This is a genomic window from Streptomyces sp. NPDC005402 (genome assembly GCF_040606575.1).
Taxonomy (GTDB): domain Bacteria; phylum Actinomycetota; class Actinomycetes; order Streptomycetales; family Streptomycetaceae; genus Streptomyces.
Map to the genome: position 1 here is coordinate 13,274 of NZ_JBEXFB010000021.1, position 26,698 is coordinate 39,971.

General features: G+C 70.5%; 23 protein-coding genes. 19 read left to right on the top strand and 4 right to left on the bottom strand.

The annotated features are described in order from the left end of the window. Positions 1 to 19: 19 nt before the first annotated feature. Positions 20 to 745, bottom strand: coding sequence for a 3'-5' exonuclease (locus tag ABZT02_RS33140; RefSeq protein ID WP_356024151.1), 726 nt, complete (start codon positions 743 to 745; stop codon positions 20 to 22). A gap of 192 nt (positions 746 to 937) precedes the next feature. Here ABZT02_RS33140 and ABZT02_RS33145 point away from each other — a divergent pair, with 192 nt between their 5' ends. The 3 genes from ABZT02_RS33145 to thrS all read left to right on the top strand — a co-directional run bounded on the left by ABZT02_RS33145 (position 938) and on the right by thrS (position 4,829). Beyond that, entirely contained in the window at positions 938 to 1,504 is a 567-nt protein-coding gene (locus ABZT02_RS33145; protein ID WP_356024153.1) for a DUF4365 domain-containing protein, read from the top strand. Continuing rightward, the gene (locus tag ABZT02_RS33150; protein ID WP_356024155.1) at positions 1,501 to 2,763 is read left to right on the top strand and encodes a hypothetical protein; all 1,263 of its coding nucleotides are present in this window, start codon (positions 1,501 to 1,503) and stop codon (positions 2,761 to 2,763) included. Before ABZT02_RS33145 ends, ABZT02_RS33150 begins: the two co-directional genes overlap by 4 nt. A gap of 89 nt (positions 2,764 to 2,852) precedes the next feature. After that, on the top strand, positions 2,853 to 4,829 hold the full coding sequence (thrS, locus tag ABZT02_RS33155) for a threonine--tRNA ligase (protein WP_356024158.1): 1,977 nt from the start codon (positions 2,853 to 2,855) through the stop codon (positions 4,827 to 4,829). Between the two features lie 28 nt (positions 4,830 to 4,857). Here the strand turns inward: thrS and ABZT02_RS33160 are convergent, their stop codons facing one another. After that, on the bottom strand, positions 4,858 to 5,535 hold the full coding sequence (locus tag ABZT02_RS33160) for a potassium channel family protein (protein WP_356024465.1): 678 nt from the start codon (positions 5,533 to 5,535) through the stop codon (positions 4,858 to 4,860). A gap of 393 nt (positions 5,536 to 5,928) precedes the next feature. Between ABZT02_RS33160 and ABZT02_RS33165 the strand changes: the two genes are divergently transcribed. Beyond that, positions 5,929 to 6,489 carry an HIT domain-containing protein gene (locus tag ABZT02_RS33165; RefSeq protein WP_057614191.1) on the top strand — a complete coding sequence of 187 codons (561 nt, stop codon included), beginning with the start codon at positions 5,929 to 5,931 and terminating at the stop codon, positions 6,487 to 6,489. A 34-nt stretch (positions 6,490 to 6,523) separates the two neighbouring features. Here ABZT02_RS33165 and ABZT02_RS33170 read toward each other — a convergent pair whose 3' ends face one another. Both ABZT02_RS33170 and ABZT02_RS33175 read right to left on the bottom strand, forming a co-directional pair. Further along, the gene (locus tag ABZT02_RS33170; protein ID WP_356024160.1) at positions 6,524 to 8,185 is read right to left on the bottom strand and encodes a hypothetical protein; all 1,662 of its coding nucleotides are present in this window, start codon (positions 8,183 to 8,185) and stop codon (positions 6,524 to 6,526) included. Positions 8,186 to 8,391: 206 nt separating this feature from the next. After that, positions 8,392 to 10,590: an elongation factor G-like protein EF-G2 gene (locus ABZT02_RS33175; RefSeq protein ID WP_356024162.1), complete on the bottom strand. Its 2,199-nt coding sequence runs from the start codon at positions 10,588 to 10,590 to the stop codon at positions 8,392 to 8,394. A gap of 274 nt (positions 10,591 to 10,864) precedes the next feature. Here ABZT02_RS33175 and pgsA point away from each other — a divergent pair, with 274 nt between their 5' ends. From pgsA to ABZT02_RS33250, 15 genes are all read left to right on the top strand, one after another. Next, positions 10,865 to 11,608 carry a phosphatidylinositol phosphate synthase gene (gene pgsA / locus ABZT02_RS33180; protein WP_356024164.1) on the top strand — a complete coding sequence of 248 codons (744 nt, stop codon included), beginning with the start codon at positions 10,865 to 10,867 and terminating at the stop codon, positions 11,606 to 11,608. Further along, on the top strand, positions 11,605 to 12,522 hold the full coding sequence (locus ABZT02_RS33185) for a phosphatidylinositol mannoside acyltransferase (RefSeq protein WP_356024167.1): 918 nt from the start codon (positions 11,605 to 11,607) through the stop codon (positions 12,520 to 12,522). Before pgsA ends, ABZT02_RS33185 begins: the two co-directional genes overlap by 4 nt. Beyond that, complete coding sequence (locus tag ABZT02_RS33190; protein WP_356024170.1) at positions 12,519 to 13,688, top strand: glycosyltransferase family 4 protein; 1,170 nt, start codon at positions 12,519 to 12,521, stop codon at positions 13,686 to 13,688. The genes ABZT02_RS33185 and ABZT02_RS33190 overlap by 4 nt, the downstream gene beginning before the upstream one ends. A gap of 299 nt (positions 13,689 to 13,987) precedes the next feature. After that, positions 13,988 to 14,530, top strand: a complete 543-nt coding sequence (locus ABZT02_RS33195) for a hypothetical protein (protein WP_356024172.1) — start codon at positions 13,988 to 13,990, stop codon at positions 14,528 to 14,530. 463 nt (positions 14,531 to 14,993) lie between these two features. Further along, positions 14,994 to 15,899, top strand: a complete 906-nt coding sequence (gene pdxS, locus ABZT02_RS33200; protein ID WP_356024175.1) for a pyridoxal 5'-phosphate synthase lyase subunit PdxS — start codon at positions 14,994 to 14,996, stop codon at positions 15,897 to 15,899. Between the two features lie 6 nt (positions 15,900 to 15,905). Further along, on the top strand, positions 15,906 to 16,511 hold the full coding sequence (pdxT, locus tag ABZT02_RS33205; RefSeq protein ID WP_356024179.1) for a pyridoxal 5'-phosphate synthase glutaminase subunit PdxT: 606 nt from the start codon (positions 15,906 to 15,908) through the stop codon (positions 16,509 to 16,511). Positions 16,512 to 16,560: 49 nt separating this feature from the next. Next, complete coding sequence (locus ABZT02_RS33210; RefSeq protein WP_020117485.1) at positions 16,561 to 17,313, top strand: YebC/PmpR family DNA-binding transcriptional regulator; 753 nt, start codon at positions 16,561 to 16,563, stop codon at positions 17,311 to 17,313. Between the two features lie 118 nt (positions 17,314 to 17,431). Continuing rightward, positions 17,432 to 17,983: a crossover junction endodeoxyribonuclease RuvC gene (ruvC, locus tag ABZT02_RS33215; RefSeq protein WP_329290143.1), complete on the top strand. Its 552-nt coding sequence runs from the start codon at positions 17,432 to 17,434 to the stop codon at positions 17,981 to 17,983. After that, on the top strand, positions 17,980 to 18,585 hold the full coding sequence (gene ruvA / locus ABZT02_RS33220) for a Holliday junction branch migration protein RuvA (RefSeq protein ID WP_356024183.1): 606 nt from the start codon (positions 17,980 to 17,982) through the stop codon (positions 18,583 to 18,585). The genes ruvC and ruvA overlap by 4 nt, the downstream gene beginning before the upstream one ends. Before the next feature lie 9 nt (positions 18,586 to 18,594). Beyond that, positions 18,595 to 19,665, top strand: coding sequence for a Holliday junction branch migration DNA helicase RuvB (ruvB, locus tag ABZT02_RS33225; RefSeq protein WP_356024185.1), 1,071 nt, complete (start codon positions 18,595 to 18,597; stop codon positions 19,663 to 19,665). 173 nt (positions 19,666 to 19,838) lie between these two features. Next, a complete protein-coding gene (gene yajC / locus ABZT02_RS33230; RefSeq protein WP_356024188.1) occupies positions 19,839 to 20,354 on the top strand; it encodes a preprotein translocase subunit YajC in 516 nt (171 codons plus the stop codon). Positions 20,355 to 20,485: 131 nt separating this feature from the next. Next, a complete protein-coding gene (secD, locus tag ABZT02_RS33235) occupies positions 20,486 to 22,246 on the top strand; it encodes a protein translocase subunit SecD (protein WP_356024190.1) in 1,761 nt (586 codons plus the stop codon). 2 nt (positions 22,247 to 22,248) lie between these two features. Continuing rightward, on the top strand, positions 22,249 to 23,355 hold the full coding sequence (gene secF, locus ABZT02_RS33240; RefSeq protein ID WP_356024193.1) for a protein translocase subunit SecF: 1,107 nt from the start codon (positions 22,249 to 22,251) through the stop codon (positions 23,353 to 23,355). Further along, complete coding sequence (locus tag ABZT02_RS33245; protein ID WP_356024196.1) at positions 23,352 to 23,891, top strand: adenine phosphoribosyltransferase; 540 nt, start codon at positions 23,352 to 23,354, stop codon at positions 23,889 to 23,891. Before secF ends, ABZT02_RS33245 begins: the two co-directional genes overlap by 4 nt. Before the next feature lie 224 nt (positions 23,892 to 24,115). Next, positions 24,116 to 26,653, top strand: coding sequence for a bifunctional (p)ppGpp synthetase/guanosine-3',5'-bis(diphosphate) 3'-pyrophosphohydrolase (locus ABZT02_RS33250; RefSeq protein WP_356024198.1), 2,538 nt, complete (start codon positions 24,116 to 24,118; stop codon positions 26,651 to 26,653). The last annotated feature ends 45 nt before the right edge of the window (positions 26,654 to 26,698 follow it).

Here is a 26,698-nt window from a genome sequence, read left to right on the forward strand (position 1 = left end):
GTTGCGGCGCCCCGTTCCGTCACGCCGCCGCGGGCAGATCCGGGCGCAGCGGCCATGCCGGGTCCACCGACTCCTCCGAGCCGCTGCGCGCGAACCAGGCCTGCAGGCCCCGCGCCTGGGCCGCGTGCCACACCGCCTGGAGGTTGTGCAGCTCCGGCGGTTCCAGCCGCTCCAGCCGGGCGGCGAAACGGCGCCCGACCGCTCGTACGACATCCAGCGCGGCCTGTGCGTCGGCCGCGGCGTCGTGGGCGCCGTCCAGGGTGATGCCGTAGTGCTCGCACAGGTCGGTGAGGGTGCGGCGGCCCTTGCGGTAGCGGTCCAGGTGCTTGTCGAGGACCCGGGGGTCCAGCACCAGCAGCGGCGAGGAATCCAGCCAGCGGTCCAGCGACGAGGCGCGATGGCGGCGCAACTCCCGGTCCAGGATCGTCAGATCGAACGGCGCGTTCATCACCACCAGCGGACGGCCCGCGGCGGCCTGCTCCGCCAGCGCCTCGGCTATCTCGAACATCACCGGCGCCGGCCAGCGGCCGTTGCGCTGGAGGTGCTCGTCCGTCAGTCCGTGCACCGCCGTCGCCCCGGCGGGCACCGGCACACCCGGATTGACCAGCCACCGGCTCACCCGTGGCCGGGTGCCCGCCGCGTCCTGCACGACGACGGCGGCCGACACGATCCGGTCGGTCTCGACGTCCACGCCGGTGGTCTCGGTGTCGAAAGCGGCCAGGGGCCCTTCGTACCAGCACGTCATACCTACTCAACCCCTCGTTCACCCACGGCAGCTGACGCACCGTCTTCTGCCCCGTTTGGTGATACCCGGGCTGTTTGCGACGTACGCCGGAAGGACACAACAGGAGTGCGGGTCTTTGCAGTTCAGCGGCCCGGCGTGGGATTCATGTGGCCCGTGTGAGGGCATGTCACTTGGCTTGGAAGGCTGTTGGTCATGGCGATAGCGCAGCCCGAGCGGGGCGGGCTGCTGCCCGAACGCACGGGCCCCCTTCGCGGCACGCTCGCCACCACCGCCTGCATGGAGACACTGCAGGTGGGTTATCTGCACGCCGTCGCGGCGGCGGCCGGCTGTTCGTTGTCGCAGCCCTTCCCGGACAACGGCATCGACTGGCACGTCAGCCACGGCTCGCCCGGACACACCGTCGACGACGAGGTCACCATCAAGGTGCAGCTCAAATGCACCTACCAGGTGGCCCCGAACCCGCCCGGCCGCTTCTTCTCCTTCACGCTCGACAACGACCATCTGCGCAAGCTCGCCCGCACACCGGTGTCCGTGCACAAGATCCTGGTGGTCATGCTCGTGCCGAGAACCCAGGACGACTGGCTGCGCGCCGGCCATGATCGCCTGGACCTCAGACACTGCTGCTACTGGGTCGACCTGGCCGGCCACCCCATCACCGGCCGGACCCGGACCACCGTGCGGATCCCCACCAACCGCATCTTCGACGACCGGGCGCTGTGCGAGATCATGACGCGGGTCGGGACGGGAGGCAGACCATGACCCACCGCCCGCTGGAGGAGCCACTGCGCGCGGTACGCCCCCACCCGGAGGCCCACTGGGACCGTTCGCCGACCCCCGCCGAGGTCGACCCCGCCGTCCTGAGCGCCCTGCTCCAACGGCACGGCTGGCAGCGGCGCGGCGGCGCCCCCGGCCGCTACGGCCGCTGGACCCCACCAGGACCGGGTGCGAGCGGAACCAGCCTGCTCGTGCCCGAGAGCCGCGCCTTCCCCGACAGCGAGGACCTCCTCGGTGAGGCCCTCGTCGCCCTGTCCCGCAGCGGCACGCCCTCCGCGCGCGAAGTGCTCGTCGGCCTCGCCGTGCCCAGCGACGAGATCCGCTGGTGGCGGGACGTGCCCACCGGCCCCGCCGACGCCACGGCCTGGACCGTCGAGGAGCAACTGCGCGCCGCCGCCCGCCAGACCCTCCTCGCCGGCGCGCTCGCCACACGCGCGCGTGCCGGCTACTACGGCGCCCGTTACCGCCGTACGGCAGCGACGTCCCTCGACACCGTCCTGGTCGGCTCGGCCGCCGGTGGCCGCCGGCTCACCGCCTTCGTGCCCGTCGGCACCGGCCGCCCGCTCACCGTCCGCCTCCACCAGGCTCTCTACGCCACCCGCGAGGCCATCGACTACCGGCGGGCCACCGGTGGCATGGACGCCTTCGACGGGGCTGTGGAGGCGGGCGCCAGCCGTGAGCTCACCGAGGCGCTGATCGCCCTCGTGCGCGGTACGGAGGGCGCGCGCATCGCCGTCGAGTGGGCGCCCGCGGCCGGGGTTCCCGAAGGGTGCGCGGCGTCCTCGGAGCCCGTGGAGTTCTCACCCGGCGACCTGCCCGTGCTGCGCGAGGCCGGCGCCCGCTTCCTGCGCGAGGAGCCCTCCGTCGCGGTGCGGATCACCGGCACCGTGGTGCGGATGCGCAGGTCGGGGCCGCGCGGGGACGGGTCGGTACGGCTGCGGGTGATCGCCGGCGCCGAGATACCGCACGTCCGGCTGACCCTGGACGAGGAGGCGTACCGGATCGCCGGGCACGCCCACCTCGTCGGGCTCCCGGTCCGGGTGCACGGCAGGCTGGAGAGCCGCGGCGGCTTCCGCAGGCTCACCGGGGCCACGGGCGTGGTGCCCGTGCAGGTGGACGAGGCCGAGCGGGACCGGCTGATGAAGTCCCTCCAGGAGAATCTCGACTTCTTCGAGGAGGCCTGCGAAGAGTCCTACGAGGAATCCCGCGAGGAAGCTTACGAGGAGTCCTGCGAGGGGGACTGATTTCGCGGAGGTGGGTGGCGGGTCGGTACGATCCCCTATTGCGCGCGCTCCCGGTATGGCGCCGCACCCCCTTCAGTCAGGAGAGACCGGTGTCAGACGTCCGTGTGATCATCCAACGCGATTCCGAGCGGGAAGAGCGCGTGGTGACGACGGGCACTACGGCCGCCGAGCTCTTCGCCGGCGAGCGCTCGATCGTCGCCGCGCGCGTGGGAGGCGAGCTCAAGGACCTCGCGTACGTCCTGTCCGAGGGCGACGCGGTCGAAGGCGTCGAGATCTCCTCCGAGGACGGTCTCAACATCCTGCGCCACTCCACCGCGCACGTGATGGCGCAGGCCGTCCAGGAGCTCTTCCCCGAGGCCAAGCTGGGCATCGGCCCGCCGGTCAAGGACGGCTTCTACTACGACTTCGACGTCGAGAAGCCGTTCACGCCCGAGGATCTCAAGGCCATCGAGAAGAAGATGCAGGAGATCCAGAAGCGGGGGCAGAAGTTCTCCCGCCGCGTGGTGACCGACGAGGCGGCCCGTGAGGAGCTCGCTTCCGAGCCGTACAAGCTCGAACTGATCGGTATCAAGGGCTCTGCCTCCTCCGACGACGGCGCGGACGTCGAGGTCGGCTCCGGTGAGCTGACGATCTACGACAACCTCGACGCCAAGACCGGCGACCTGTGCTGGAAGGACCTCTGCCGCGGTCCTCACCTGCCCTCGACCCGTGCGATTCCCGCGTTCAAGCTGATGCGCAACGCGGCCGCCTACTGGCGCGGCAGCGAGAAGAACCCGATGCTCCAGCGCATCTACGGCACCGCGTGGCCCACCAAGGACGAGCTGAAGGCGCACCTCGACTTCCTCGCCGAGGCCGAGAAGCGCGACCACCGCAAGCTGGGCTCCGAGCTCGACCTGTTCTCCATCCCGGAGCAGATCGGCTCCGGTCTCGCCGTCTTCCACCCCAAGGGCGGCATCATCCGCCGGGTCATGGAGGACTACTCGCGCCGCCGGCACGAGGAGGAGGGCTACGAGTTCGTCTACACCCCGCACGCGACGAAGGGGAAGCTCTTCGAGCAGTCCGGGCACCTGGACTGGTACGCCGACGGCATGTACCCGCCCATGCAGCTCGACGAGGGCGTGGACTACTACCTCAAGCCCATGAACTGCCCGATGCACAACCTGATCTTCGACGCGCGCGGCCGCTCGTACCGCGAACTGCCGCTGCGCCTCTTCGAGTTCGGGACCGTGTACCGGTACGAGAAGTCGGGCGTCGTGCACGGCCTCACCCGCGCACGCGGCTTCACGCAGGACGACGCGCACATCTACTGCACCCGTGAGCAGATGTCGGAGGAGCTCGACAAGACGCTCACCTTCGTCCTCGGTCTGCTGCGCGACTACGGCCTGACCGACTTCTACCTGGAGCTGTCCACCAAGGACCCGGAGAAGTTCGTCGGCTCGGACGAGGCCTGGGAAGAGGCCACGGAGACGCTGCGCCAGGTCGCCGAGAAGCAGGGGCTGCCCCTGGTCCCGGACCCGGGCGGCGCCGCCTTCTACGGTCCGAAGATCTCCGTCCAGACCAAGGACGCGATCGGCCGTACCTGGCAGATGTCGACGATCCAGCTGGACTTCAACCTGCCGGAGCGCTTCGAGCTGGAGTACACCTCGCCCGACGGCTCCAAGCAGCGCCCGGTGATGATCCACCGCGCCCTGTTCGGTTCGATCGAGCGGTTCTTCGCGGTGCTCCTGGAGCACTACGCGGGCGCCTTCCCGGCATGGCTGGCCCCGGTCCAGGCGGTCGGCATCCCGATCGGCGACGCGCACGTCGAGTACCTGGAGAAGTTCGCCGCGGCCGCCAAGAAGCAGGGCCTGCGGGTGGAGGTGGACTCCTCCTCGGACCGGATGCAGAAGAAGATCCGCAACGCTCAGAAGCAGAAGGTGCCCTTCATGGTCATCGCGGGCGACGAGGACATGGCGGGCGGCTCGGTCTCCTTCCGCTACCGCGACGGCTCGCAGGAGAACGGCATCCCCTTCGACGAGGCCCTCGCGAAGATCGCGAAGGTCGTGGAGGAGCGGGCGCAGGTCTGATCCTGGTACGGCGGGGCCCTCGGGGAGTTCAGATCCCCGGGGGCCTTTCGTCGTCCTCCCGGGCGAAGGTCTGGAGCAGCCAGGAGGCGAAGGTCCCGGTCACCGCGCCGAGCAGAGCCAGCCCGACGGCCATCACACCGACCGCGATCAGGCGTCCGAGCGGGGTGACCGGTACGACATCGCCGTAGCCGACGGTGGCGAGAGTGGCGCAGGCCCACCAGACGGCGTCCCCGAAGGTACGGATGGTCGAACCGGGCGCCTGATGTTCCTGCTGGTAGACGGCGAGTGCACCGGTGAAGCCCAGCAGCAGGGCCGACAGACCGGCGTACACGATGACACGCGCGTGCAGGGCGAGCCGGGGGCGTCCGTGCCGTCGCTGCACGGTCTCGTACAGCTGCACGACCCTGAGGGGCCGTAGGAGCGGCAGGAGCAGGACCACCGTGTCCAGCACGTGTGTCCGTACGAAGCGCAGCCGCTGCCCGCTGAGGCGCCGGCGCACCGCGTAGTCGACGGCGAACAGCGCCCAGGCGGCCAGCATCACGGCCAGGCAGAGGTCCAGCACGGCTTCCGGGAGACCGTCGCCCAGGACCCGGAGTGCGTAGGCGGCGAGGAAGGCCAGGGAGGCGACGCCGAGGGGGATCTCGGTGCCCTGCTCCCAGCGGGCTTGGCGGAGGGCGCCGTGGGCGGGCTGGGAGTGGTCGGCCAGGTCGGACCCGGGGTCGGCAGTGGTGTGGGGAGGGAGGTGGGTGGTGTCGCGGGCCGGGGTCTCACCGGCGCCGCGGGGTCGGCGACCTGCTGTGCCGTGGGGGCTGGGCTCGGGCCGGTCATCGGTGGGGTTGTGGCTGCCGGGTTCGCCGGTGGTGTGGACCCGGTGATGCCCGGTGTCGTGGCGCTCGGTTTCGCCGCTGCCTCGACTCCGGTGACCGGCCGTGTCCTGGCCCTCGTGATCGTCGCTGCCGCGGGTCTCATGGGCATCGGGGCCGTGGGCCTCCGGCCCGTCGCTGTCAGGGCGCGTGCCGCTGTCGTCGTCCACCCGCCCAGCTTGACCCGGACCGTTTTTCCCACAACCCGCCGACACGGCGCGAACGGGCGAAGTCATATGCTGCACTGCATGACGAGTGAGCCGGAGCAGCAGTCGGGAGTCGGGACGCAGGACGCGTTCCAGCGTCTGTGGACGCCCCACCGGATGGCCTACATCCAGGGCGAGAACAAGCCGACCGGCCCGGGCGCCGACGACGGCTGCCCCTTCTGCTCGATCCCGGCCAAGTCCGACGAGGACGGCCTGATCGTCCGGCGCGGCCGGCTGGTGTACGCGGTGCTCAACCTCTACCCCTACACCGGCGGCCATCTCATGGTCGTGCCCTACCGTCATGTGGCCGACTACACCGACCTCACCGAGCCGGAGACCGCCGAACTGGCAGCGCTGACCAAGCAGGCGATGACGGCCCTGCGGACGGCCTCCGGGGCGCACGGGTTCAACATCGGCATGAACCAGGGGACGGTCGCCGGGGCCGGTATCGCCGCCCACCTCCACCAGCACATCGTCCCGCGCTGGGGCGGCGACACGAACTTCATGCCGGTCGTCGGCCACACGAAGGTGCTGCCGCAGCTGCTGGGCGACACCCGCAAGATGCTGGCGGAGGCCTGGCCGAGCGAGTGACACAGGGGGCCGCCCATGCGCGGCCCCCTCACCCCTACGCGTCGTAGAGGTCCGCCTTGCGCGGCGACACGTCCTGCACCTGCGTGCTCAGGAAGCCCGCCCGCGTGCCGAACTTCTCGGTGTCCACGCCGTTGTCCTGGAGGACCCGGATCGCCGCCGAGTGCACGACCCGCAGTACCGGAGTCGCGGCGCGCAGCGCGTCGTCGGCCATGAAGCGGTGCCGCCACGGCCTGTCCGCCCAGGCGTGCCGCAGACCGAACGGCTCGGGCAGCGCGAGCGAGCCGCCGAGCCAGTTGAGCAGCGGCGGATACCGGGTCAGGGGCGCCCGGGCGGTGAGGCGGACCACCTCGTCCGCGTCGACCAGCGGAAGCTTGATCTTCTTGGTCTCCCAGAACTTGAGCTGCTTGGCGACCTCCTTCTCCTTGGCCGCCGGCTTCGAGGTGAACAGCCCGTGCACCGGCCCCAGGGCGTGCCCGGTGACCTCGATGCGCAGCGTCTCGTGCAGCACGGTCACCGTGATCAGCATGGTGAGGACCAACTGCCCCTCCCACAGCGTCCATTGCACGCCCAGGTAGTGCCGGTCGCCGCCGCCGAACTGCTGCTTGTTGCAGATGTCCTGTATCGCGTGCGTCTTGACCTGGTACGCGTCGACGTCGGTGCCCCCGGGCCGGGACACCTCCTTGGCGCCCTCCGCGATCGGCGTGACGACCCAGTGACGTACGGACGGCTTCGGGAAGCCGCCGGTGTTGATCGTGTTGCGTTCCAGCATGCGCAGCTGGTCGTGGATGGAGCGGATCACGTCCCAGCTGCGGAAGGGGTGGATCTCGCGGGTGGGGTCGGCGGACACCAAATCCTCGGCCAGCTGCCAGCTGCCCCACCGGGTGCCCATCCCGAGTATCCCCTTGGGACCGGCGTAGAAGACCGAGTTGGACTGCTGTTCGGCGCTGAGCGTGGCCAGGGACTGGCGCAACTGCTCGGCCGCGGTCTCGCCGGGGTTGCTCGGCACCGCCTCGGGCACCTTGGCGCCGACACTGCTGCCCGCCAACAGACTGGCCCAGCGCTCCCGCAGATCCCGCGCGGTGCGCTCGCAGATCTGCTTGGCCCAGAACCAGCCGACCACGGGGAGGACGACGCACGCGCGTGCGTACAGCCCCCAGAACCCGCTGAACGGCATCTTGAGGAGGAACAGGACGGCCAGCGCGCCCACCGCGACGAGGAGCGCTGTGGAGATCGCTCCGGCCTGCTTGTCCTCGCGCCTGGCGACGTTGCTGCGCAGCGTGAAGATCAGCAGCCAGACCAGGAGTCCGGGCAGGAACAGCACACCGCACAGCACCATCACGGCGGTCAGCCAGTTGTCCCGGTCCCGGCGGATGTTGTTCGCCGCGAGACAGTGCTCGACCACGACCTGCGGCTCGGCGCCGAAGGACTGGATGAGGGGCTTGCGGCCCGCGCCGAGCATGCGGGTGACCACGGCCGTGGAGAACGCCTCGCCCAGGTTGGGGCGGAAGATCTTCGCCCACCTGCGGCCGCCCTTGACGGCCGACTCGTGCCACTCGTTGTTGGCCTTGAGGATCTCCTCCACCGGATTGTCCCGATAGGCCGCCGAGGCCAGGGCGAACGTCGCCGTCTGCGCCTCGTCCCCCGTGCGCGGCACTTGCGGACCGAAGATGTCCGCGTAGCCGCTGTCAACGGTCATTCCCGCCCCCGATCGCCGCCGGACTCACCCACTGCGGCTTTCCCGACTTCCTTGCTTCGCACACCTGTTGATCAGGTCATCAGCGTATCGGTACACACAAACATCGATCGGCGGACGGCCGAAGCCGCCCGCCGAACCGGAGGGGAGCGTTCCACAAACGTCACCCGCGGGGCTCCGAACGCCACTTGTGCGGTGTTCCTACCCAACTACGAGGCGACACGTGCCTCTTCACGGATCCTCTCGGCGATCTGCGGCGGCATGGGCTCGTGCCGCGCGTAGGAGCGGCTGAAGCGCGCGGTGCCGTGCGACAGGGACCGGAGGTCCACGGCGTACCGCCCGATCTCGATCTCGGGCACCTCGGCCCTGATCAGGGTGCGTGCGCCGTTGGTCTGCTCGGTGCCGAGCACCCGGCCGCGCCGCCCGGACAGGTCACTCATCACGGCGCCCACGTAGTCGTCGCCGACCAGCACGGACACCTCGGCGACCGGCTCCAGCAGATGGATTTTCGCCTCCGTCGCCGCCTCCCTGAGGGCCAGCGCCCCGGCCGTCTGGAACGCGGCGTCCGAGGAGTCCACGGAGTGCGCCTTGCCGTCCAGCAGCGTGACCCGGACGTCGATGAGCTGATGGCCCGTGGCGACTCCCTTGGCCGCCTGCGCCCGTACGCCCTTCTCGACGGACGGGATGAACTGCCGCGGCACCGCGCCGCCGACGACCTTGTCCACGAACTCGATGCCCGAGCCGCCGGGCAGCGGCTCCACCTCGATCTCGCAGATGGCGAACTGCCCGTGCCCGCCGGACTGCTTCACATGCCGCCCGCGCCCCGCCGACCTGTCGGCGAACGTCTCCCGCAGGGACACCCGGTGCGGTACGAGGTCCACCTGGACACCGTAACGGCTGCGCAGCCGCTCCAGGGCCACGTCGGCGTGCGCCTCGCCCAGGCACCACAGGACGACCTGGTGGGTGTCCTGGTTCTGTTCGAGCCGCATGGTCGGGTCCTCGGCGACCAGTCGGGCCAGGCCCTGGGAGAGCTTGTCCTCGTCCGCCTTGCTGTGCGCCTCGATGGCGAGCGGCAGCAGCGGGTCGGGCATCTCCCACGGCTCCATGAGCAGCGGGTCGTCCTTGGCCGAGAGGGTGTCGCCGGTCTCCGCGCGGCTGAGCTTGGCCACACACGCGAGGTCGCCCGCGATGCAGTGGCTCAGCGAGCGCTGCTGTTTCCCGAAGGGCGCGGACAGCGCGCCGATCCGCTCGTCGACGTCGTGGTCCTCGTGCCCGCGGTCGGCCAGTCCGTGCCCGGAGACATGGACCGTCTCGTCCGGACGCAGGGTGCCGGAGAAGACCCGCACCAGCGAGATCCGGCCGACATACGGGTCGGACGCGGTCTTCACGACCTCCGCCACCAGCGGGCCCTCGGTGTCGCACGCCTTGATCTCGCGCGGCTTGCCGTCGATGGTCGTGACGCCCGGCGTGGGGTGCTCGAACGGCGTCGGGAATCCGCCCGTGATCAGCTCCAGCAGCTCGACCGTGCCGAGCCCCTGCCGGGCGCCGTCGGCCGCGGGGGCGGCGGCCAGGACCGGATGGAACACCCCCCGCGCGACGGCCCGCTCCAGGTCCTCCACGAGCGTCTTGAAGTCGATCTCCTCGCCGCCCAGATAGCGGTCCATGAGGGTCTCGTCCTCGCTCTCGGAGATGATCCCCTCGATGAGCCGGTTGCGGGCCTCCTCGATCCCCGGCAGCAGGTCCTCTCCCGGCTCGGACTCCTTGCGCTCCCCGGACGAGTAGTCGAACAGCTTCTGCGACAGCAGTCCGGTCAGCCCGGTCACGGGCGCGTGCCCGTCGGGCCCCTGCGGGCCGCGCAGCGGGAGGTAGAGCGGGAGTACGGCGTCGGGGTCGTCGCCGCCGAAGGCCTCCGCGCAGATCCGCGTCATCTCCTCGAAGTCCGCCCGCGCGGCCTCCAGATGCGTGACGACGATCGCGCGCGGCATCCCGACCGCCGCGCACTCCTCCCACACCATGCGTGTGGACCCGTCCACCCCGTCCGAGGCCGAGACGACGAAAAGGGCCGCGTCCGCGGCTCGCAGACCGGCCCTGAGTTCCCCGACGAAGTCGGCGTATCCGGGGGTGTCCAGAAGGTTGATCTTGTACCCGTCCCATTCGACGGGCACCAGGGAGAGCTGTACCGAGCGTTGCTGCCGGTGCTCGATCTCGTCGTAGTCCGAGACGGTGCCGCCGTCCTCCACGCGGCCCGCCCGGTTGACTGCTCCCGCGGTGAGCGCGAGAGCTTCCACCAATGTCGTCTTGCCCGATCCGGAGTGGCCGACCAGCACCACATTCCGTACGGACGCGGGGTGGTCGGCCGCTGTTGCCCTGCCGGCGGCTCCGGGGTGTGCGTTCGCCTTGTCGCCCATGGCCTTGCCTCCCGTGCACGGTGAGGTCACATTGGGCGCGGACATGCGGACCCGCGTGCGGTGCGGCTCCGGTGACGCCCGCGGTCCTTCGAGCTTTCCACTCCCGTCACGGCGCGTCCATACGAGTGACGCGATCGCGCCGTGACCCCGATGCGGTGAGCCCGTGACACCGGGCTCCGGGTGCCCGGCCGTCGCCCACGCGCGGGCGTGGCTACGATGGGCCAGCCGGTGGCCAGCAGGGGCCGAGCCGGCCACACCGACCGTCGGGAAGGCCATGCTGAACAAGTACGCGCGTGCATTCTTCACGCGTGTTCTCACTCCGTTCGCCTCGTTTCTGATCAGAAGGGGCGTCAGCCCCGACACGGTCACGCTCCTCGGCACCGCCGGAGTGGTCGCGGGCGCGCTGGTCTTCTACCCCATGGGGGAGTTCTTCTGGGGCACGGTCGTGATCACGCTCTTCGTGTTCTCCGACCTCGTCGACGGCAACATGGCCCGCCAGCTCGGCCGCTCCAGCCGCTGGGGCGCCTTCCTGGACTCCACGCTCGACCGGGTCGCCGACAGCGCGGTCTTCGGCGGCTTCGCCCTCTGGTACGCGGGCGGGGGCGACGACATCGCCCTGTGCGCGGTCTCCATCTTCTGCCTGGCCAGCGGCCAGGTGGTGTCGTACACGAAGGCCCGGGGCGAGTCGATCGGGCTCCCGGTCGCGGTCAACGGCCTCGTCGAGCGGGCCGAGCGCCTGGTGATCTCGCTGGTCGCGGCCGGCTTGGCGGGCCTGCACAAGTTCGGCGTGCCCGGCATCCAGTACCTGCTGCCGGTCGCCCTGTGGATCGTCGCCGTCGGCAGCCTGGTCACGCTGATCCAGCGGGTCGTCACGGTCCGCCGGGAGTCGGCTGAGGCCGAGGAGGCCGCGGCGGAGTCGGGTGCGGTCGAGTCGGGCGCCGGCGAGTCGGCCGCCGCCGAGGAGAAGCCCCAGGAGCGGAAGAACTCCCAGGAGCAGGGGAGCGAGGCCGCGAAGTGAGGGCCCAGGAGCGGCTGACGGACTCGCTGTACGGCCTCGGCTGGGGCGTGGTGAAGAAGCTCCCCGAGCCGGTCGCCGTGCGTCTCGGCCGGAGCATCGCCGACCTGGCCTGGAGGCGGCGCGGCAAGGGCGTGCTCCGACTGGAGAGCAACTACGCGCGCGTGGTGCCCGACGCGAGCCCCGAGCGCCTCGCCGAGCTCTCGCGCGCGGGCATGCGGTCGTACCTGCGCTACTGGATGGAGTCCTTCCGGCTGCCGGCCTGGAGCAAGGACCGCATAAAGGCCGGATTCGACCCCAAGGGCCTGCACCACCTCACCGACGGGCTGGCCGCCGGCAAGGGCGTCATCCTCGCCCTGCCGCACATGGCCAACTGGGACCTCGCCGGCGCCTGGGTCACCACCAAGCTGGAGACACCGTTCACCACGGTCGCCGAACGGCTGAAGCCCGAGACGCTCTACGACCGTTTCGTCGCCTACCGCGAGGGTCTCGGCATGGAGGTGCTCCCGCACAGCGGCGGCACCGCCTTCGGCACCCTGGCCCGGCGGCTGCGGGACGGCGGCCTGGTCTGCCTGGTCGCCGAGCGCGACCTGTCGTCGTCCGGAGTCGAGGTGCAGTTCTTCGGCGAGGCGACCCGCATTCCCGCGGGCCCGGCCCTGCTGGCCCAGCAGACGGGCGCGCTGCTGCTGCCGGTGACACTCTGGTACGACGACTCGCCCGTCATGCAGGGAAGGGTGCACCCTCCGGTCGAGGTGCCCGAGACAGGTACCCGGGCCGAAAAGACGTCTGTCATGGCACAGGCGCTGGCCGATGCCTTCGCCACCGGGATCGCCGACCATCCGGAGGACTGGCACATGCTGCAGCGGTTGTGGCTGAAGGACCTCGAACCCCGACCGTCGGACGGGGCCCGCCCGTGAGAATCGGCATCGTCTGCCCGTACTCCTGGGACGTGCCGGGCGGCGTCCAGTTCCACATCCGGGATCTCGCCGAGTACTTCATCCGCCTCGGCCACGAGGTGTCCGTCCTCGCTCCGGCCGACGACGACACCCCGCTGCCCCCGTACGTCGTCTCGGCCGGCCGCGCGGTCCCGGTGCCGTACAACGGCTCGGTGGCCCGGCTGAGCTTCGGCTTCCTGTCCGCGGCACGGGTGCGCCGCTGGTTGCACGACGGCGGGTTCGACGTGGTCCACATCCATGAGCCGTCCTCGCCGTCGCTCGGCCTGCTGACCTGCTGGGCCGCGCAGGGGCCGATCGTCGCAACCTTCCACACCTCGAACCCGCGCTCCCGGGTCATGGTGGCCGCGTACTCGATCCTCCAGGCCGCCCTGGAGAAGATCAGCGCCCGGATCGCCGTCAGCGAGTACGCCCGCCGCACGCTCGTCGAGCACCTGGGCGGCGACGCGGTGGTGATCCCGAACGGCGTGGACGTCGACTTCTTCGCCAAGGCCGAGCCGAAGCCCGAGTGGCAGGGCGACACGATCGGCTTCATGGGGCGCATCGACGAGCCCCGCAAGGGCCTGCCGGTGCTGATGAAAGCCCTGCCGAAGATCCTCGCCGAGCGCCCGGGGACCCGGCTGCTGGTCGCCGGGCGCGGCGACGAGGAGGAGGCCGTGGAGTCGCTTCCCGAGGAGCTGCGCGCGCGGGTGGAGTTCCTCGGCATGGTGAGCGACAAGGACAAGGCCCGCTTCCTGCGCAGCGTCGACCTGTACGTCGCCCCCAACACCGGCGGCGAGAGCTTCGGGATCATCCTCGTCGAGGCCATGTCGGCGGGGGCCCCGGTACTGGCGTCGGATCTGGACGCCTTCGCCCAGGTCCTCGACCACGGCGCGGCGGGCGAACTCTTCGCCAACGAGGACGCGGACGCGCTGGCGGAAGCGGCGGTACGGCTGCTCGGCGACCCGGCGAGGCTCACCGAACTGCGCGAGCGCGGCAGCGCGCACGTCCGCCGGTTCGACTGGTCGACCGTCGGGGCGGACATCCTGTCGGTCTACGAGACGGTGACATCGGGCGCGGCGGCGGTCGCGGCAGCGGACGACGACCGATGGACCGGGTTGCGGGCACGGCTGGGGCTGGCGCGGGACTGACGGCTGACGGCCGCGCCGGTGACCGGGGGCTTGCGGAGAGCTGTCCGGGGTGGGGTCGGATGTGGGAGCGAATCACGGGCACCTGCACGGCCGACACGGAACCGGCTGACTCGCCCGCACTCGGTCCCCGGCGGCGGCACCCACGACGTCGACGTCGGCCCTGCCGCGCTCCGAACCACCGCGCTGCCGGCAGCCTGGTGCCGGTAAGAGCCTTCCCAGGCGCCCTTCGTGTCGGCCGCGGGACCCACCCCCCTGCCTGACCCACCCCGCCTCAACCCGCCCCGATAGCCTTGCTGCCCGTGACTCCCACCCTCATCTGGATCCTCGTCGCCCTCGTCGCGATCGGCCTTTATCTGAGCTGGACCGCGGGCCGTCTCGACCGGCTGCACGCCAGGATCGACGCCACGCGCGCGGGCTTGGACGCGCAGTTGCTCCGCCGGGCCTCCGTGGCCCAGGAGTTGGCCACCTCGGGCGTACTCGACCCGGCCGCGTCGATCGTCCTGTACGAGGCCGCGCACGCCGCCCGGCAGGCCGAGGAGGAGCAGCGGGAGGTCGCCGAGAGCGAGTTGAGCCAGGCGCTGAGGGCCGTGTTCGCGGAGCCGGCCCAGGTGGAGGCCGTTCGCGTGGCGCCCGGGGGAGAGGCGGCGGCCCACGAGCTCACCGAGGCCGTACGCCGGGTGCCCATGGCCCGCCGCTTCCACAACGACGCCGTCGGCGCCGCCCGCCGACTGCGCCAGCACCGCAAGGTCCGCTGGTTCCGCCTGGCCGGCCACGCCCCCTTCCCGATGGCCTTCGAGATGGACGACGAGCCGCCCGCGGCCCTGGTGGACCGGGCCGCGTAGGACGATGGCGGACGCGCGGCGCCGGGTCCTCCTCGCCACGGCTGCGTTCCGTAGGCGCGGGAGGGCCGTCTGCTCCCCGCGCCGGGACGGGCTCTCGTCGAAGAGCTGGAGGAGATCTTCGTCGGTGAGCTGAAGAGGGCAGGCTCCAGTGGCCTGACCTGGCCGCCCCGCCTGCTCGACCGGCTGAAGCGCCGTCGCACTGCACGCCCCCGGCTCCGCGAACCGCGACGACCTGTGTCCCGCGCTTTCTCGACGAGTCCCGTACGACGGAGGCCGACGAGGCGTGGGTGCCGGTTCTCACGCCCGACGGCCCCCGGCGTGCTGACCTGGGAGGACTCCGGCTGACACGATCCCCGGAGAGGCAAAACGATCCACCGGCTCCCCATTGGCCCTTGCTGTGGCCTGGTCCGGTGACGTTTCCTCGGTGCTGCAGTAATCCCTTTCACTTCAGCGAGGTCAACCCGTGTCCAGCACCGAGAACCAGGCTCCCGAGACCGGCACCGCGCGCGTGAAGCGCGGTATGGCGGAGCAGCTCAAGGGCGGCGTGATCATGGACGTCGTCACGCCGGATCAGGCGAAGATCGCCGAGGACGCGGGCGCCGTCGCCGTCATGGCGCTGGAGCGGGTCCCGGCCGACATCCGCAAGGACGGCGGCGTGGCCCGGATGTCCGACCCGGACATGATCGAGGGCATCATCGAGGCCGTCTCGATCCCGGTCATGGCCAAGTCCCGCATCGGCCACTTCGTCGAGGCCCAGGTCCTGCAGTCCCTCGGCGTCGACTACATCGACGAGTCCGAGGTCCTCACCCCGGCCGACGAGGTCAACCACTCCGACAAGTGGTCCTTCACGACCCCCTTCGTCTGCGGTGCCACCAACCTGGGCGAGGCGCTGCGCCGCATCGCCGAGGGCGCGGCCATGATCCGCTCCAAGGGCGAGGCCGGCACCGGCAACGTCGTCGAGGCCGTCCGCCACCTGCGCCAGATCAAGAACGAGATCGCCCGCCTGCGCGGCTACGACAACCACGAGCTGTACGCCGCCGCCAAGGAGCTGCGCGCCCCGTACGAGCTGGTCAAGGAGGTCGCCGAGCTCGGCAAGCTCCCGGTCGTGCTGTTCTCCGCCGGTGGCGTGGCCACCCCCGCCGACGCCGCGCTGATGCGTCAGCTCGGCGCCGAGGGCGTCTTCGTCGGCTCCGGCATCTTCAAGTCCGGCGACCCGGCCAAGCGCGCCGCCGCCATCGTGAAGGCCACCACCTTCTACGACGACCCGAAGATCATCGCGGACGCGTCCCGCAACCTCGGCGAGGCCATGGTCGGCATCAACTGCGACACCCTCCCCGAGACCGAGCGCTACGCCAACCGCGGCTGGTAACCACTCATGAGCACTCCTGTCATAGGCGTCCTGGCACTCCAGGGCGACGTCCGGGAGCACCTCGTCGCCCTGGCCGCGGCCGACGCCGTGGCCAGGCCGGTGCGGCGCCCCGACGAACTCGCCGAGCTGGACGGCCTCGTCATCCCCGGCGGCGAGTCCACCACCATCTCCAAGCTGGCCGTCCTGTTCGGCGTGATGGAGCCCCTCCGCGCGCGCGTGCGGGACGGCATGCCCGTCTACGGCACTTGCGCGGGGCTGATCATGCTGGCCGACAAGATCCTCGACCCGCGCTCGGGCCAGGAGACCATCGGCGGCATCGACATGATCGTGCGCCGCAACGCCTTCGGACGTCAGAACGAGTCCTTCGAGGCGGCGGTCGACGTCAGGGGAGTCCCGGGCGCCCCGGTGGAGGGCGTCTTCATCCGCGCCCCCTGGGTGGAGTCCGTCGGCGCCGAGGCCGAGGTGCTTGCCGAGCACGACGGCCACATCGTCGCGGTCCGCCAGGGCAACGCGCTCGCCACGTCGTTCCACCCGGAACTGACCGGCGACCACCGCGTGCACTCTCTCTTTGTCGACATGGTGCGCGCGTACCGGACGCGGGACTCCTTGTAGGATCTCAGGCGTTGGTTGCAGAGATGGGTTACGCGAAGGAGACAGGCAGATGTCCGGCCACTCTAAATGGGCCACGACGAAGCACAAGAAGGCCGTGATCGACGCCAAGCGCGGCAAGCTCTTCGCGAAGCTGATCAAGAACATCGAGGTCGCGGCGCGCATGGGCGGCGTGGACCTGGACGGCAATCCGACGCTGTACGACGCCGTGCAGAAGGCGAAGAAGTCGTCTGTTCCGAACAAGAACATCGACTCCGCGATCAAGCGTGGCGGCGGTCTCGAGGCCGGCGGCGCCGACTACGAGACGATCATGTACGAGGGCTACGGTCCCAACGGCGTCGCGGTGCTCATCGAGTGCCTGACCGACAACCGCAACCGCGCCGCCTCCGACGTGCGTGTCGCCATGACCCGCAACGGCGGCAACATGGCCGACCCCGGTTCGGTGTCGTACCTCTTCAACCGCAAGGGTGTCGTCATCGTCCCCAAGGGCGAGCTCACCGAGGACGACGTGCTCGGTGCCGTCCTGGACGCGGGCGCCGAGGAGGTCAACGACCTGGGGGAGTCCTTCGAGATCCTCAGCGAGGCCACCGACCTGGTCGCCGTCCGCACCGCACTCCAGGACGCCGGGATCGACTACGACTCCGCCGACGCCAACTTCGTCCCGACCATGCAGGTCGAGCTGGACGAGGAGGGCGCCAGGAAGATCTTCAGGCTCATCGACGCCCTGGAGGACAGCGACGACGTCCAGAACGTCTTCGCCAACTTCGACGTGAGCGACGAGGTCATGGAGAAGGTCGACGCCTGACGCTGCCGCGAACTGAGCGGATCCGGCGGGCCGGTGGGACACACCCCACCGGCCCGCCGCCGTTGTCGGTGGCAGCGGATAGCCTGCTCAAACAGGAGATCGAGAGGGAGGGGGCGCGGTGCGCGTACTCGGGGTGGACCCCGGACTGACGCGGTGCGGTGTCGGTGTGGTCGAAGGCGTTGCCGGCCGGCCGCTCACGATGATCGGCGTCGGGGTCGTACGCACGCCCGCGGACGCCGAGTTGGGGCAGCGGCTCGTCGCCGTGGAGCAGGGCATCGAACAGTGGCTGGACGAGCACCGGCCCGAATTCGTGGCCGTGGAGCGGGTGTTCAGCCAGCACAACGTCCGTACCGTGATGGGCACCGCCCAGGCCAGCGCCGTCGCCATGCTGTGCGCCGCCCGCCGGGGCATCCCCGTCGCCCTGCACACCCCGAGCGAGGTCAAGGCCGCCGTCACCGGCAGCGGGCGCGCCGACAAGGCCCAGGTCGGCGCCATGGTCACCCGCTTGCTGCGGCTCGACGCACCGCCCAAGCCGGCCGACGCCGCCGACGCCCTCGCCCTCGCCATCTGCCACATCTGGCGCGCGCCCGCCCAGAACCGACTCCAGCAGGCCGTCGCCCTGCACGCGGCCACAGCACGGACCACAGCACGGAAAGGCCGTACGGCATGATCGCCTTCGTGAGCGGCACAGTCGCCGCACTCGCTCCCGACACCGCGGTGGTCGAGGTCGGCGGTGTCGGCATGGCGGTGCAATGCACGCCGAACACGCTGTCGACCCTGCGCCTCGGTAAGCCGGCCAAGCTCGCCACCTCCCTCGTCGTGCGCGAGGACTCCCTCACCCTCTACGGCTTCGTCGACGACGACGAGCGCCAGGTGTTCGAACTGCTGCAGACCGCCAGCGGAGTCGGCCCCCGGCTGGCCCAGGCCATGCTGGCCGTGCACGCGCCGGACACGCTGCGCCGAGCGGTGGCCACGGGAGACGAGAAGGCGCTCATCGCCGTGCCCGGCATCGGCAAGAAGGGCGCCCAGAAGCTGCTCCTGGAGCTCAAGGACCGGCTGGGCGAGCCGATCGGCGCCCCCGCGATCGGCGCTCCGGTCACCCAGGGCTGGCGCGACCAGCTGCACGCCGCCCTGATCGGCCTCGGGTACGCCACGCGCGAGGCCGACGAGGCCGTCACCGCAGTGACCCCGCAGGCGGAGGCGGCCGAGGGCACGCCTCAGGTCGGCCAGCTGCTGAAGGCCGCCCTGCAAACCCTGAACCGCGCCCGCTAGGAGACGTCAGTGAACTGGGACGACACCACCGACGAGACCGCCGCCGAGCGGCTCGTCGGTGCGTCCGCCGACCGTGAGGACCAGGCCGTCGAGGCCGCCCTGCGGCCCAAGGACCTGGACGAGTTCATCGGCCAGGAGAAGGTCCGCGAACAGCTCGACCTGGTCCTGCGGGCCGCACGCGCGCGGGGTGCCACCGCCGACCACGTACTGCTCTCCGGCGCCCCCGGCCTCGGCAAGACCACCCTCTCGATGATCATCGCGGCCGAGATGAAGGCCCCGATCCGGATCACCAGCGGCCCCGCCATCCAGCACGCCGGCGACCTCGCGGCGATCCTCTCCTCACTCCAGGAGGGAGAGGTCCTCTTCCTCGACGAGATCCACCGCATGTCGCGGCCCGCCGAGGAGATGCTCTACATGGCGATGGAGGACTTCCGCGTCGACGTCATCGTCGGCAAGGGCCCCGGCGCCACCGCCATCCCGCTGGAGCTGCCCCCCTTCACCCTGGTCGGCGCCACCACGCGCGCGGGCCTGCTGCCGCCCCCGCTGCGCGACCGCTTCGGCTTCACCGCCCACATGGAGTTCTACGAACCCGCCGAGCTGGAGCGCGTCATCCACCGCTCGGCCAACCTGCTCGACGTCGAGATCGGCTCCGACGGCGCCGCCGAGATCGCGGGACGCTCCCGCGGCACGCCCCGTATCGCCAACCGCCTGCTGCGCCGGGTGCGCGACTACGCCCAGGTCAAGGCCGACGGGATCATCACACGCGACATCGCCGCGGCGGCGCTCAAGGTCTACGAGGTCGACGCCCGCGGCCTCGACCGCCTCGACCGGGGAGTCCTGGAGGCCCTGCTCAAGCTCTTCAGCGGCGGCCCGGTCGGCCTGTCCACGCTCGCGGTCGCGGTGGGGGAGGAGCGCGAGACCGTCGAAGAAGTGGCCGAGCCCTTCCTCGTACGGGAGGGTCTGCTCGCCCGCACCCCGCGCGGACGGGTCGCCACTCCCGCCGCATGGGCACATCTCGGCCTCACCCCGCCCCGATCGGCATCCACCGGAAACGGACAACAGGACCTGTTCGGGACGTGATGTCTTTGTGACGGCGAAGCATTGGCCGGGTCCGGAACCCAGGTGCGATGCTGAGCGTTGTTCCCTGCGCGCGGACTCGCTTAGACTCCGCCGATGCCGCCTTTGCCGGCGGCAGACATACCCCCAACCATCAGGCCGCTCACCTCGCGGTCGCGTGAAGGAAGTACCGACCCGTGAGTCTCGTGACCCTCCTCCCGTTCATCGTGCTCATCGGGGCCATGTTCCTGATGACCCGCTCGGCCAAGAAGAAGCAGCAGCAGGCCGCGAGCATGCGGAACGACATGCAGCCCGGCAGCGGCGTCCGCACCATCGGGGGCATGTACGCCACGGTCAAGGAGGTCAACGAGGACACGGTCCTCCTCGACGCCGCTCCCGGCGTCGATCTTCTCTTCGCGAAGAACGCCATCGGTGCCGTCCTGACCGACGACGAGTACAACCGCATCGTCCACGGCATCGAGCACGACCTGAAGTCCGACTCCGACGTCGTCCCCGACGACGCCTCCTCCCTCACCGACACCGAGACCGACGAGTCCGCCGACGAAGCTGCCGCCGCCTCCGACGAGAAGCCCGTCGACCTCGGTAAGAAGGACACGGCCGAGGAGCCCGCCGACGACGCGCCCGCCGAGGCCGCCGAGGCGAAGTCGGACGACGAGCCGAAGAAGACCGACGGCGACACCGACGCGAAGTAGTCGCACTCCGGGGCGCGCCGACCAGCTCGACGCGCCCCGGACCTGCGCGGCTCGCACGGGATCCCGACACCAGTCATGGCCGCCCGCCCGCCGATCCGGCGCGAGAGCGGCCCGAGAGGGAGTACGAGAAGGTGGCAGCACCCAAAAGGGGCCGGAGCGCGAGTGCCCAGAGCAAGCCAGGGCGCACGCTGGCCCTGATCCTGATCGCCATCGTGGCGCTCACCGGTGGAATGTTCCTCTCCGGACACACCACCCCGCGTCTCGGCATCGACCTTGCCGGAGGCACCAGCATCACGCTGGAGGCCAAGGCCGACCAGGGGTCCGCGATCAACAAGGCCAACATGGACACCGCGGTCGACATCATGAACCGCCGTGTCAACGGCCTGGGCGTCTCCGAGGCGGAGGTGCAGACCCAGGGTGATCGCAACATCATCGTGAACATCCCCAAGGGCACCAACTCCAAGGAGGCCCGCGACCAGGTCGGCACCACCGCCAAGCTGTACTTCCGTCCGGTCCTCGCGCAGGAGGCCACCGGCCCCGCCGCGGCCACCTCGCCGAGCCCCTCCGCCAGCGGCTCCTCGAAGGCCTCACCGAGCCCCTCCGCGAGCAAGTCCGGCTCCACGGGCGAGAAGGCGACCTCCTCGTCCTCCCCGTCGGCCTCCACCTCCCCGCAGGGCCGCGCCGTCAGCGACGCGCTGAAGGCCGACGCCACGCCGTCGGCGTCCGCGAGCGCGTCGAGCTCCGCGTCCCCGTCGGCTCCCGCGAGCACCGCTCCCTCCGCCGCCGAGGCCAAGCTCCAGGCCCAGTACACCGCCCTGGACTGCTCCAAGAAGGCGCAGCGCAACACCGCGGGCGACGGCGCCAAGCCGGGCGACACCACCGTGGGCTGCGGCGAGAGCTCCGGCGTCTGGTACAAGTACCTGCTCGGCCCGGCCGCCGTCGACGGCACCGAGGTCAAGAAGGCCCAGGCGGTCTTCGACACGCAGACCGCCGCCGGCTGGCAGGTCACCATGACCTTCAACAGCAAGGGCGCCAAGAAGTTCGCGGACATCACGGGCCAGCTCGCGAAGAACACCCAGCCGCAGAACGAGTTCGGCATCGTCCTCGACGGCGAGGTCGTCTCCAGCCCCTACGTCAGCTCCTCGATCACCGGCGGCAACGCCCAGATCTCCGGCAGCTTCACGCAGGACGAGGCCCAGAACCTCGCCAACATGCTGTCGTACGGCGCCCTCCCGCTCTCCTTCCAGGAGCAGAGCGTGACCACGGTGACCGCGGCGCTCGGCGGTGACCAGCTGCACGCCGGTCTCCTCGCCGGTGCCATCGGCCTCCTCCTGGTCGTCATCTACCTGGTGGCCTACTACCGGGGTCTGTCGCTCGTCGCGATGGCCTCGCTGCTCGTCTCCGGCATCCTCACCTACGTGCTCATGGCGCTGCTCGGCCCGGCCATCGGGTTCGCGCTGAACCTGCCGGCCGTGTGCGGTGCCATCGTCGCGATCGGTATCACCGCGGACTCGTTCATCGTGTACTTCGAACGCATAAGGGACGAGATCCGCGAGGGCCGCTCGCTGCGCCCCGCCGTCGAGCGGGCCTGGCCGCGTGCCCGGCGCACCATCCTGGTCTCCGACTTCGTGTCGTTCCTCGCCGCCGCGGTGCTGTTCATCGTGACGGTCGGCAAGGTGCAGGGCTTCGCGTTCACGCTCGGTCTGACCACCGTGCTCGACGTGGTCGTGGTCTTCTTCTTCACCAAGCCGCTGATGACGCTGCTGGCCCGCCGGACGTTCTTCGCAAGCGGCAGCAAGTGGTCCGGGCTCGACCCGAAGAGCCTGGGTGCCAAGCCGCCGCTGCGCCGCACCCGCCGTCCAGCCGCCCCCGCCCACACGAAGGAGGCGTGAGCATGTCGAAGCTCGGCAACCTCGGCGCCCGACTGCACCGTGGCGAGATCAGCTACGACTTCATCGGTCACCGCAAGCTCTGGTACGGCATCTCGATCCTGATCACCATCACGGCGATCCTGGGTCTCGCGGTCCGTGGCCTCAACATGGGCATCGACTTCCAGGGCGGCGCGGTCTTCACCACCGAGAAGACCAGCTTCTCGGTCTCCCAGGCCGAGGACTTCGCGAAGGAAGCCTCCGGCCACGACGCCGTCGTCCAGAAGCTCGGCAACGGCACGCTGCGCATCCAGATCGCCGGCATGGACACCAAGCAGTCCGACCAGATCAAGACGGACCTGGCCAAGGACTTCAAGGTCGACCCGGAGAGCATCGCCGCCGACCTGGTCGGACCCAGCTGGGGCGACCAGATCGCCAACAAGGCCTGGCAGGGCCTGGCGATCTTCATGGTCCTCGTGGTGATCTATCTGGCGATCGCCTTCGAGTGGCGCATGGCCATCGCGGCGCTCGTCGCCCTGATCCACGACATCACCATCACCGTCGGCATCTACGCCCTCGTCGGCTTCGAGGTCACGCCGGGCACGGTGATCGGTCTGCTGACCATCCTCGGTTACTCGCTCTACGACACGGTGGTCGTCTTCGACTCCCTCAAGGAGCAGACGAAGGACATCACCAAGCAGAACCGCTGGACCTACAGCGACATCGCCAACCGCTCGATCAACGGCACCCTGGTCCGTTCGATCAACACCACGGTGGTCGCGCTGCTTCCGGTGGCGGGCCTGCTGTTCATCGGTGGCGGCTTCCTCGGCGCGGGCACGCTCAACGACATCTCGCTGTCGCTGTTCGTCGGTCTCGCCGCCGGTGCGTACTCCTCGATCTTCATCGCCACGCCGCTCGTCGCCGACCTCAAGGAGCGCGAGCCGGCGATGAAGGCCCTCAAGAAGCGGGTCCTGGCCAAGCGCGCCCAGGGGTCCACCGAGGAGGAGACGGCCGACTCGCGTCCCGTCTCCGACGAGCCGGACGACGACACCGCCCACGCGGTCGTCGGTCCGCGCACCCAGCCCGCGTCCCGGGGCCGGGGCCGTGGCCGTCCGTCGGGGAAGCGCCGATGACGGGCATCGAGGAGCTGCTGCTCAGCCGTATCCGTGACGTGGCCGACTACCCGGAGCCGGGGGTGATGTTCAAGGACATCACCCCGCTCCTGGCGGACCCGGGGGCTTTCACGGCGCTCACCGACGCGCTGGCCGCGGTCGCCGCGAGCACCGGTGCCACGAAGGTCGTCGGCCTGGAGGCCCGGGGCTTCATCCTCGGCGCCCCGGTTGCCGTCCGCGCGGGACTCGGCTTCATCCCCGTGCGCAAGGCGGGCAAGCTCCCCGGGGCGACCCTCAGCCAGGCGTACGACCTGGAGTACGGCTCGGCAAAGATCGAGGTGCACGCGGAGGACCTGTCCGCTGACGACCGCATCCTGATCGTCGACGACGTCCTGGCCACGGGTGGCACCGCCGAGGCGTCCATCGAGCTGATCCGCCGCGCGGGCGCCGAGGTGGCGGGCCTCGCGGTGTTGATGGAGCTGGGCTTCCTGGGCGGGCGGGCCCGTCTGGAGCCCGCCCTGGCGGGAGCCCCGCTGGAAGCGCTGCTGGTGGTCTGACCGACAGCATCCGTGAACCGCGTGACGGCCGTCCCCGGATCTCCGGGGGCGGCCGTTTCCCGCGGGGGAGTGCACGCGCCCCCCGGAATGCGGGCGGCAGGCCCTCGTGTTCCGCAGGTAGACGTCCCTCACATCGGCCTGAAGGGGATCTGGGGGCGCAGGATCGCTACCATGGGTTCTCCGGAGCCTGACCGGGGGATTCGGATCGCGCACGAGGAGTCCTCTTGCCAGACGAGGCCCAGCCACTGACCGCCGCCAAGCCCGAGCCCGCCTCGGCGCCCGCGGCGAAGCCCGCACCGGACGCGAAGAACGCGACGAACGACGCCCGCGGGCCGGTCGAGCACGCCCAGTCCGCGCCCGTCGACAAGCCGGCAGAGTCGGCCCGGCCCAAGCCGGCCCCGGCCGAGAGCCCCGCGCAGTCGGCCCCCGCGGTCCGCCCGAACACGGGCCAGCCCGCCCGCACCGGCTCCTCCAACCGCGTCCGCGCCCGTCTCGCCCGCCTCGGCGTGCAGCGCTCCAACCCGTACAACCCGGTCCTTGAGCCATTGCTGCGGATAGTGCGCAGCAATGACCCGAAGATCGAAACCGCGACCCTGCGCCAGATCGAGCGGGCCTACCAGGTCGCCGAACGCTGGCACCGCGGCCAGAAGCGCAAGAGCGGCGACCCGTACATCACCCATCCCCTCGCGGTGACCACGATCCTCGCCGAGCTCGGCATGGACCCGGCGACCCTGATGGCCGGCCTGCTGCACGACACCGTCGAGGACACCGAGTACGGCCTCGACCAGCTCCGCCGCGACTTCGGCGACTCGGTCGCCCTGCTCGTCGACGGCGTCACCAAGCTGGACAAGGTCAAGTTCGGCGAGGCCGCGCAGGCCGAGACCGTGCGCAAGATGGTCGTGGCCATGGCCAAGGACCCGCGCGTCCTGGTCATCAAGCTCGCCGACCGCCTGCACAACATGCGCACCATGCGCTACCTGAAGCGCGAGAAGCAGGAGAAGAAGGCGCGCGAGACGCTGGAGATCTACGCGCCGCTCGCCCACCGACTCGGCATGAACACCATCAAGTGGGAGCTGGAGGACCTCGCGTTCGCGATCCTCTACCCCAAGATGTACGACGAGATCGTCCGGCTGGTGGCAGAGCGGGCGCCCAAGCGTGACGAGTACCTGGCCATAGTGACCGACGAGGTGCAGTCCGACCTGCGCGCGGCCCGGATCAAGGCCACCGTCACCGGCCGCCCGAAGCACTACTACAGCGTCTACCAGAAGATGATCGTCCGCGGCCGTGACTTCGCGGAGATCTACGACCTGGTCGGCATCCGAGTCCTCGTCGACACCGTCCGCGACTGCTACGCCGCCCTCGGCACCGTGCACGCGCGATGGAACCCGGTCCCCGGCCGGTTCAAGGACTACATCGCGATGCCCAAGTTCAACATGTACCAGTCGCTCCACACCACGGTCATCGGGCCGAACGGCAAGCCGGTCGAACTCCAGATCCGCACGTTCGACATGCACCGCCGCGCCGAGTACGGCATCGCCGCCCACTGGAAGTACAAGCAGGAGGCCGTGGCCGGCACCTCCAAGGTCCGCTCGGACCAGCCGAGGACCACCGGCAAGGACGACCACCTCAACGACATGGCGTGGCTGCGCCAGCTCCTCGACTGGCAGAAGGAGACCGAGGACCCCGGCGAGTTCCTGGAGTCCCTGCGCTTCGACCTCTCCCGCAACGAGGTCTTCGTCTTCACCCCCAAGGGCGACGTCATAGCGCTGCCGGCCGGTGCCACACCGGTGGACTTCTCGTACGCGGTGCACACCGAGGTGGGCCACCGCACCATAGGAGCCCGCGTCAACGGCCGTCTCGTACCACTGGAGTCGACCCTGGACAACGGCGACCTCGTCGAGGTCTTCACGTCCAAGGCGCCCGGGGCCGGACCGTCCCGGGACTGGCTGAACTTCGTGAAGTCGCCGCGGGCCCGCAACAAGATCCGCGCCTGGTTCTCCAAGGAGCGCCGCGACGAGGCGATCGAGCAGGGCAAGGACGCCATCGTCCGCGCGATGCGCAAGCAGAACCTGCCGATCCAGCGCATCCTCACCGGCGACTCCCTCGTCACGCTCGCGCACGAGATGCGGTACTCCGACATCTCCGCGCTGTACGCGGCGATCGGCGAGGGCCATGTCTCCGCGCAGAACATCGTGCAGAAGCTGGTCCAGGCGCTCGGCGGCGAGGAGGCGGCCACCGAGGAGATCGACGAGTCGGTCCCGCCGACCCGAGGCCGCGGCCGCAAGCGGCGCTCCAACGCCGACCCGGGTGTCGTCGTCAAGGGCGTCGAGGACGTGTGGGTCAAGCTGGCCCGCTGCTGCACCCCCGTGCCCGGCGACCCGATCATCGGTTTCGTCACCCGGGGTAGTGGCGTATCGGTTCACCGCAATGACTGCGTCAACGTGGACTCACTGTCCCGGGAGCCCGAGCGCATCCTCGAGGTCGAGTGGGCGCCCACCCAGTCCTCGGTCTTCCTGGTCGCCATCCAGGTCGAGGCCCTGGACCGCTCCCGGCTCCTCTCCGACGTCACCCGCGTCCTGTCCGACCAGCACGTCAACATCCTCTCCGCGGCCGTCCAGACCTCCCGCGACCGCGTCGCCACCTCCCGCTTCACCTTCGAGATGGGCGACCCGAAGCACCTGGGCCACGTCCTGAAGGCGGTCAGGGGCGTGGAGGGCGTGTACGACGTGTACCGCGTGACGTCGGCGCGGAACCGGTCGTAGAGGACATGCGAAAGGGCCCCGGGAAACCGGGGCCCTTTCGTGTGA

Coding starts and splice junctions, on each gene's coding strand:
- pdxT (WP_356024179.1), top strand. CDS start 15,906: ATGAGCACTCCTGTCATAGGCGTCCTGGCACTCCAGGGCGACGTCCGG.
- ABZT02_RS33245 (WP_356024196.1), top strand. CDS start 23,352: ATGACGGGCATCGAGGAGCTGCTGCTCAGCCGTATCCGTGACGTGGCC.
- ABZT02_RS33210 (WP_020117485.1), top strand. CDS start 16,561: ATGTCCGGCCACTCTAAATGGGCCACGACGAAGCACAAGAAGGCCGTG.
- ruvA (WP_356024183.1), top strand. CDS start 17,980: ATGATCGCCTTCGTGAGCGGCACAGTCGCCGCACTCGCTCCCGACACC.
- ABZT02_RS33140 (WP_356024151.1), bottom strand. CDS start 745: ATGACGTGCTGGTACGAAGGGCCCCTGGCCGCTTTCGACACCGAGACC.
- pgsA (WP_356024164.1), top strand. CDS start 10,865: ATGCTGAACAAGTACGCGCGTGCATTCTTCACGCGTGTTCTCACTCCG.
- ABZT02_RS33150 (WP_356024155.1), top strand. CDS start 1,501: ATGACCCACCGCCCGCTGGAGGAGCCACTGCGCGCGGTACGCCCCCAC.
- ABZT02_RS33175 (WP_356024162.1), bottom strand. CDS start 10,590: ATGGGCGACAAGGCGAACGCACACCCCGGAGCCGCCGGCAGGGCAACA.
- ABZT02_RS33165 (WP_057614191.1), top strand. CDS start 5,929: ATGCTGCACTGCATGACGAGTGAGCCGGAGCAGCAGTCGGGAGTCGGG.
- ABZT02_RS33170 (WP_356024160.1), bottom strand. CDS start 8,185: ATGACCGTTGACAGCGGCTACGCGGACATCTTCGGTCCGCAAGTGCCG.
- secF (WP_356024193.1), top strand. CDS start 22,249: ATGTCGAAGCTCGGCAACCTCGGCGCCCGACTGCACCGTGGCGAGATC.
- ABZT02_RS33145 (WP_356024153.1), top strand. CDS start 938: ATGGCGATAGCGCAGCCCGAGCGGGGCGGGCTGCTGCCCGAACGCACG.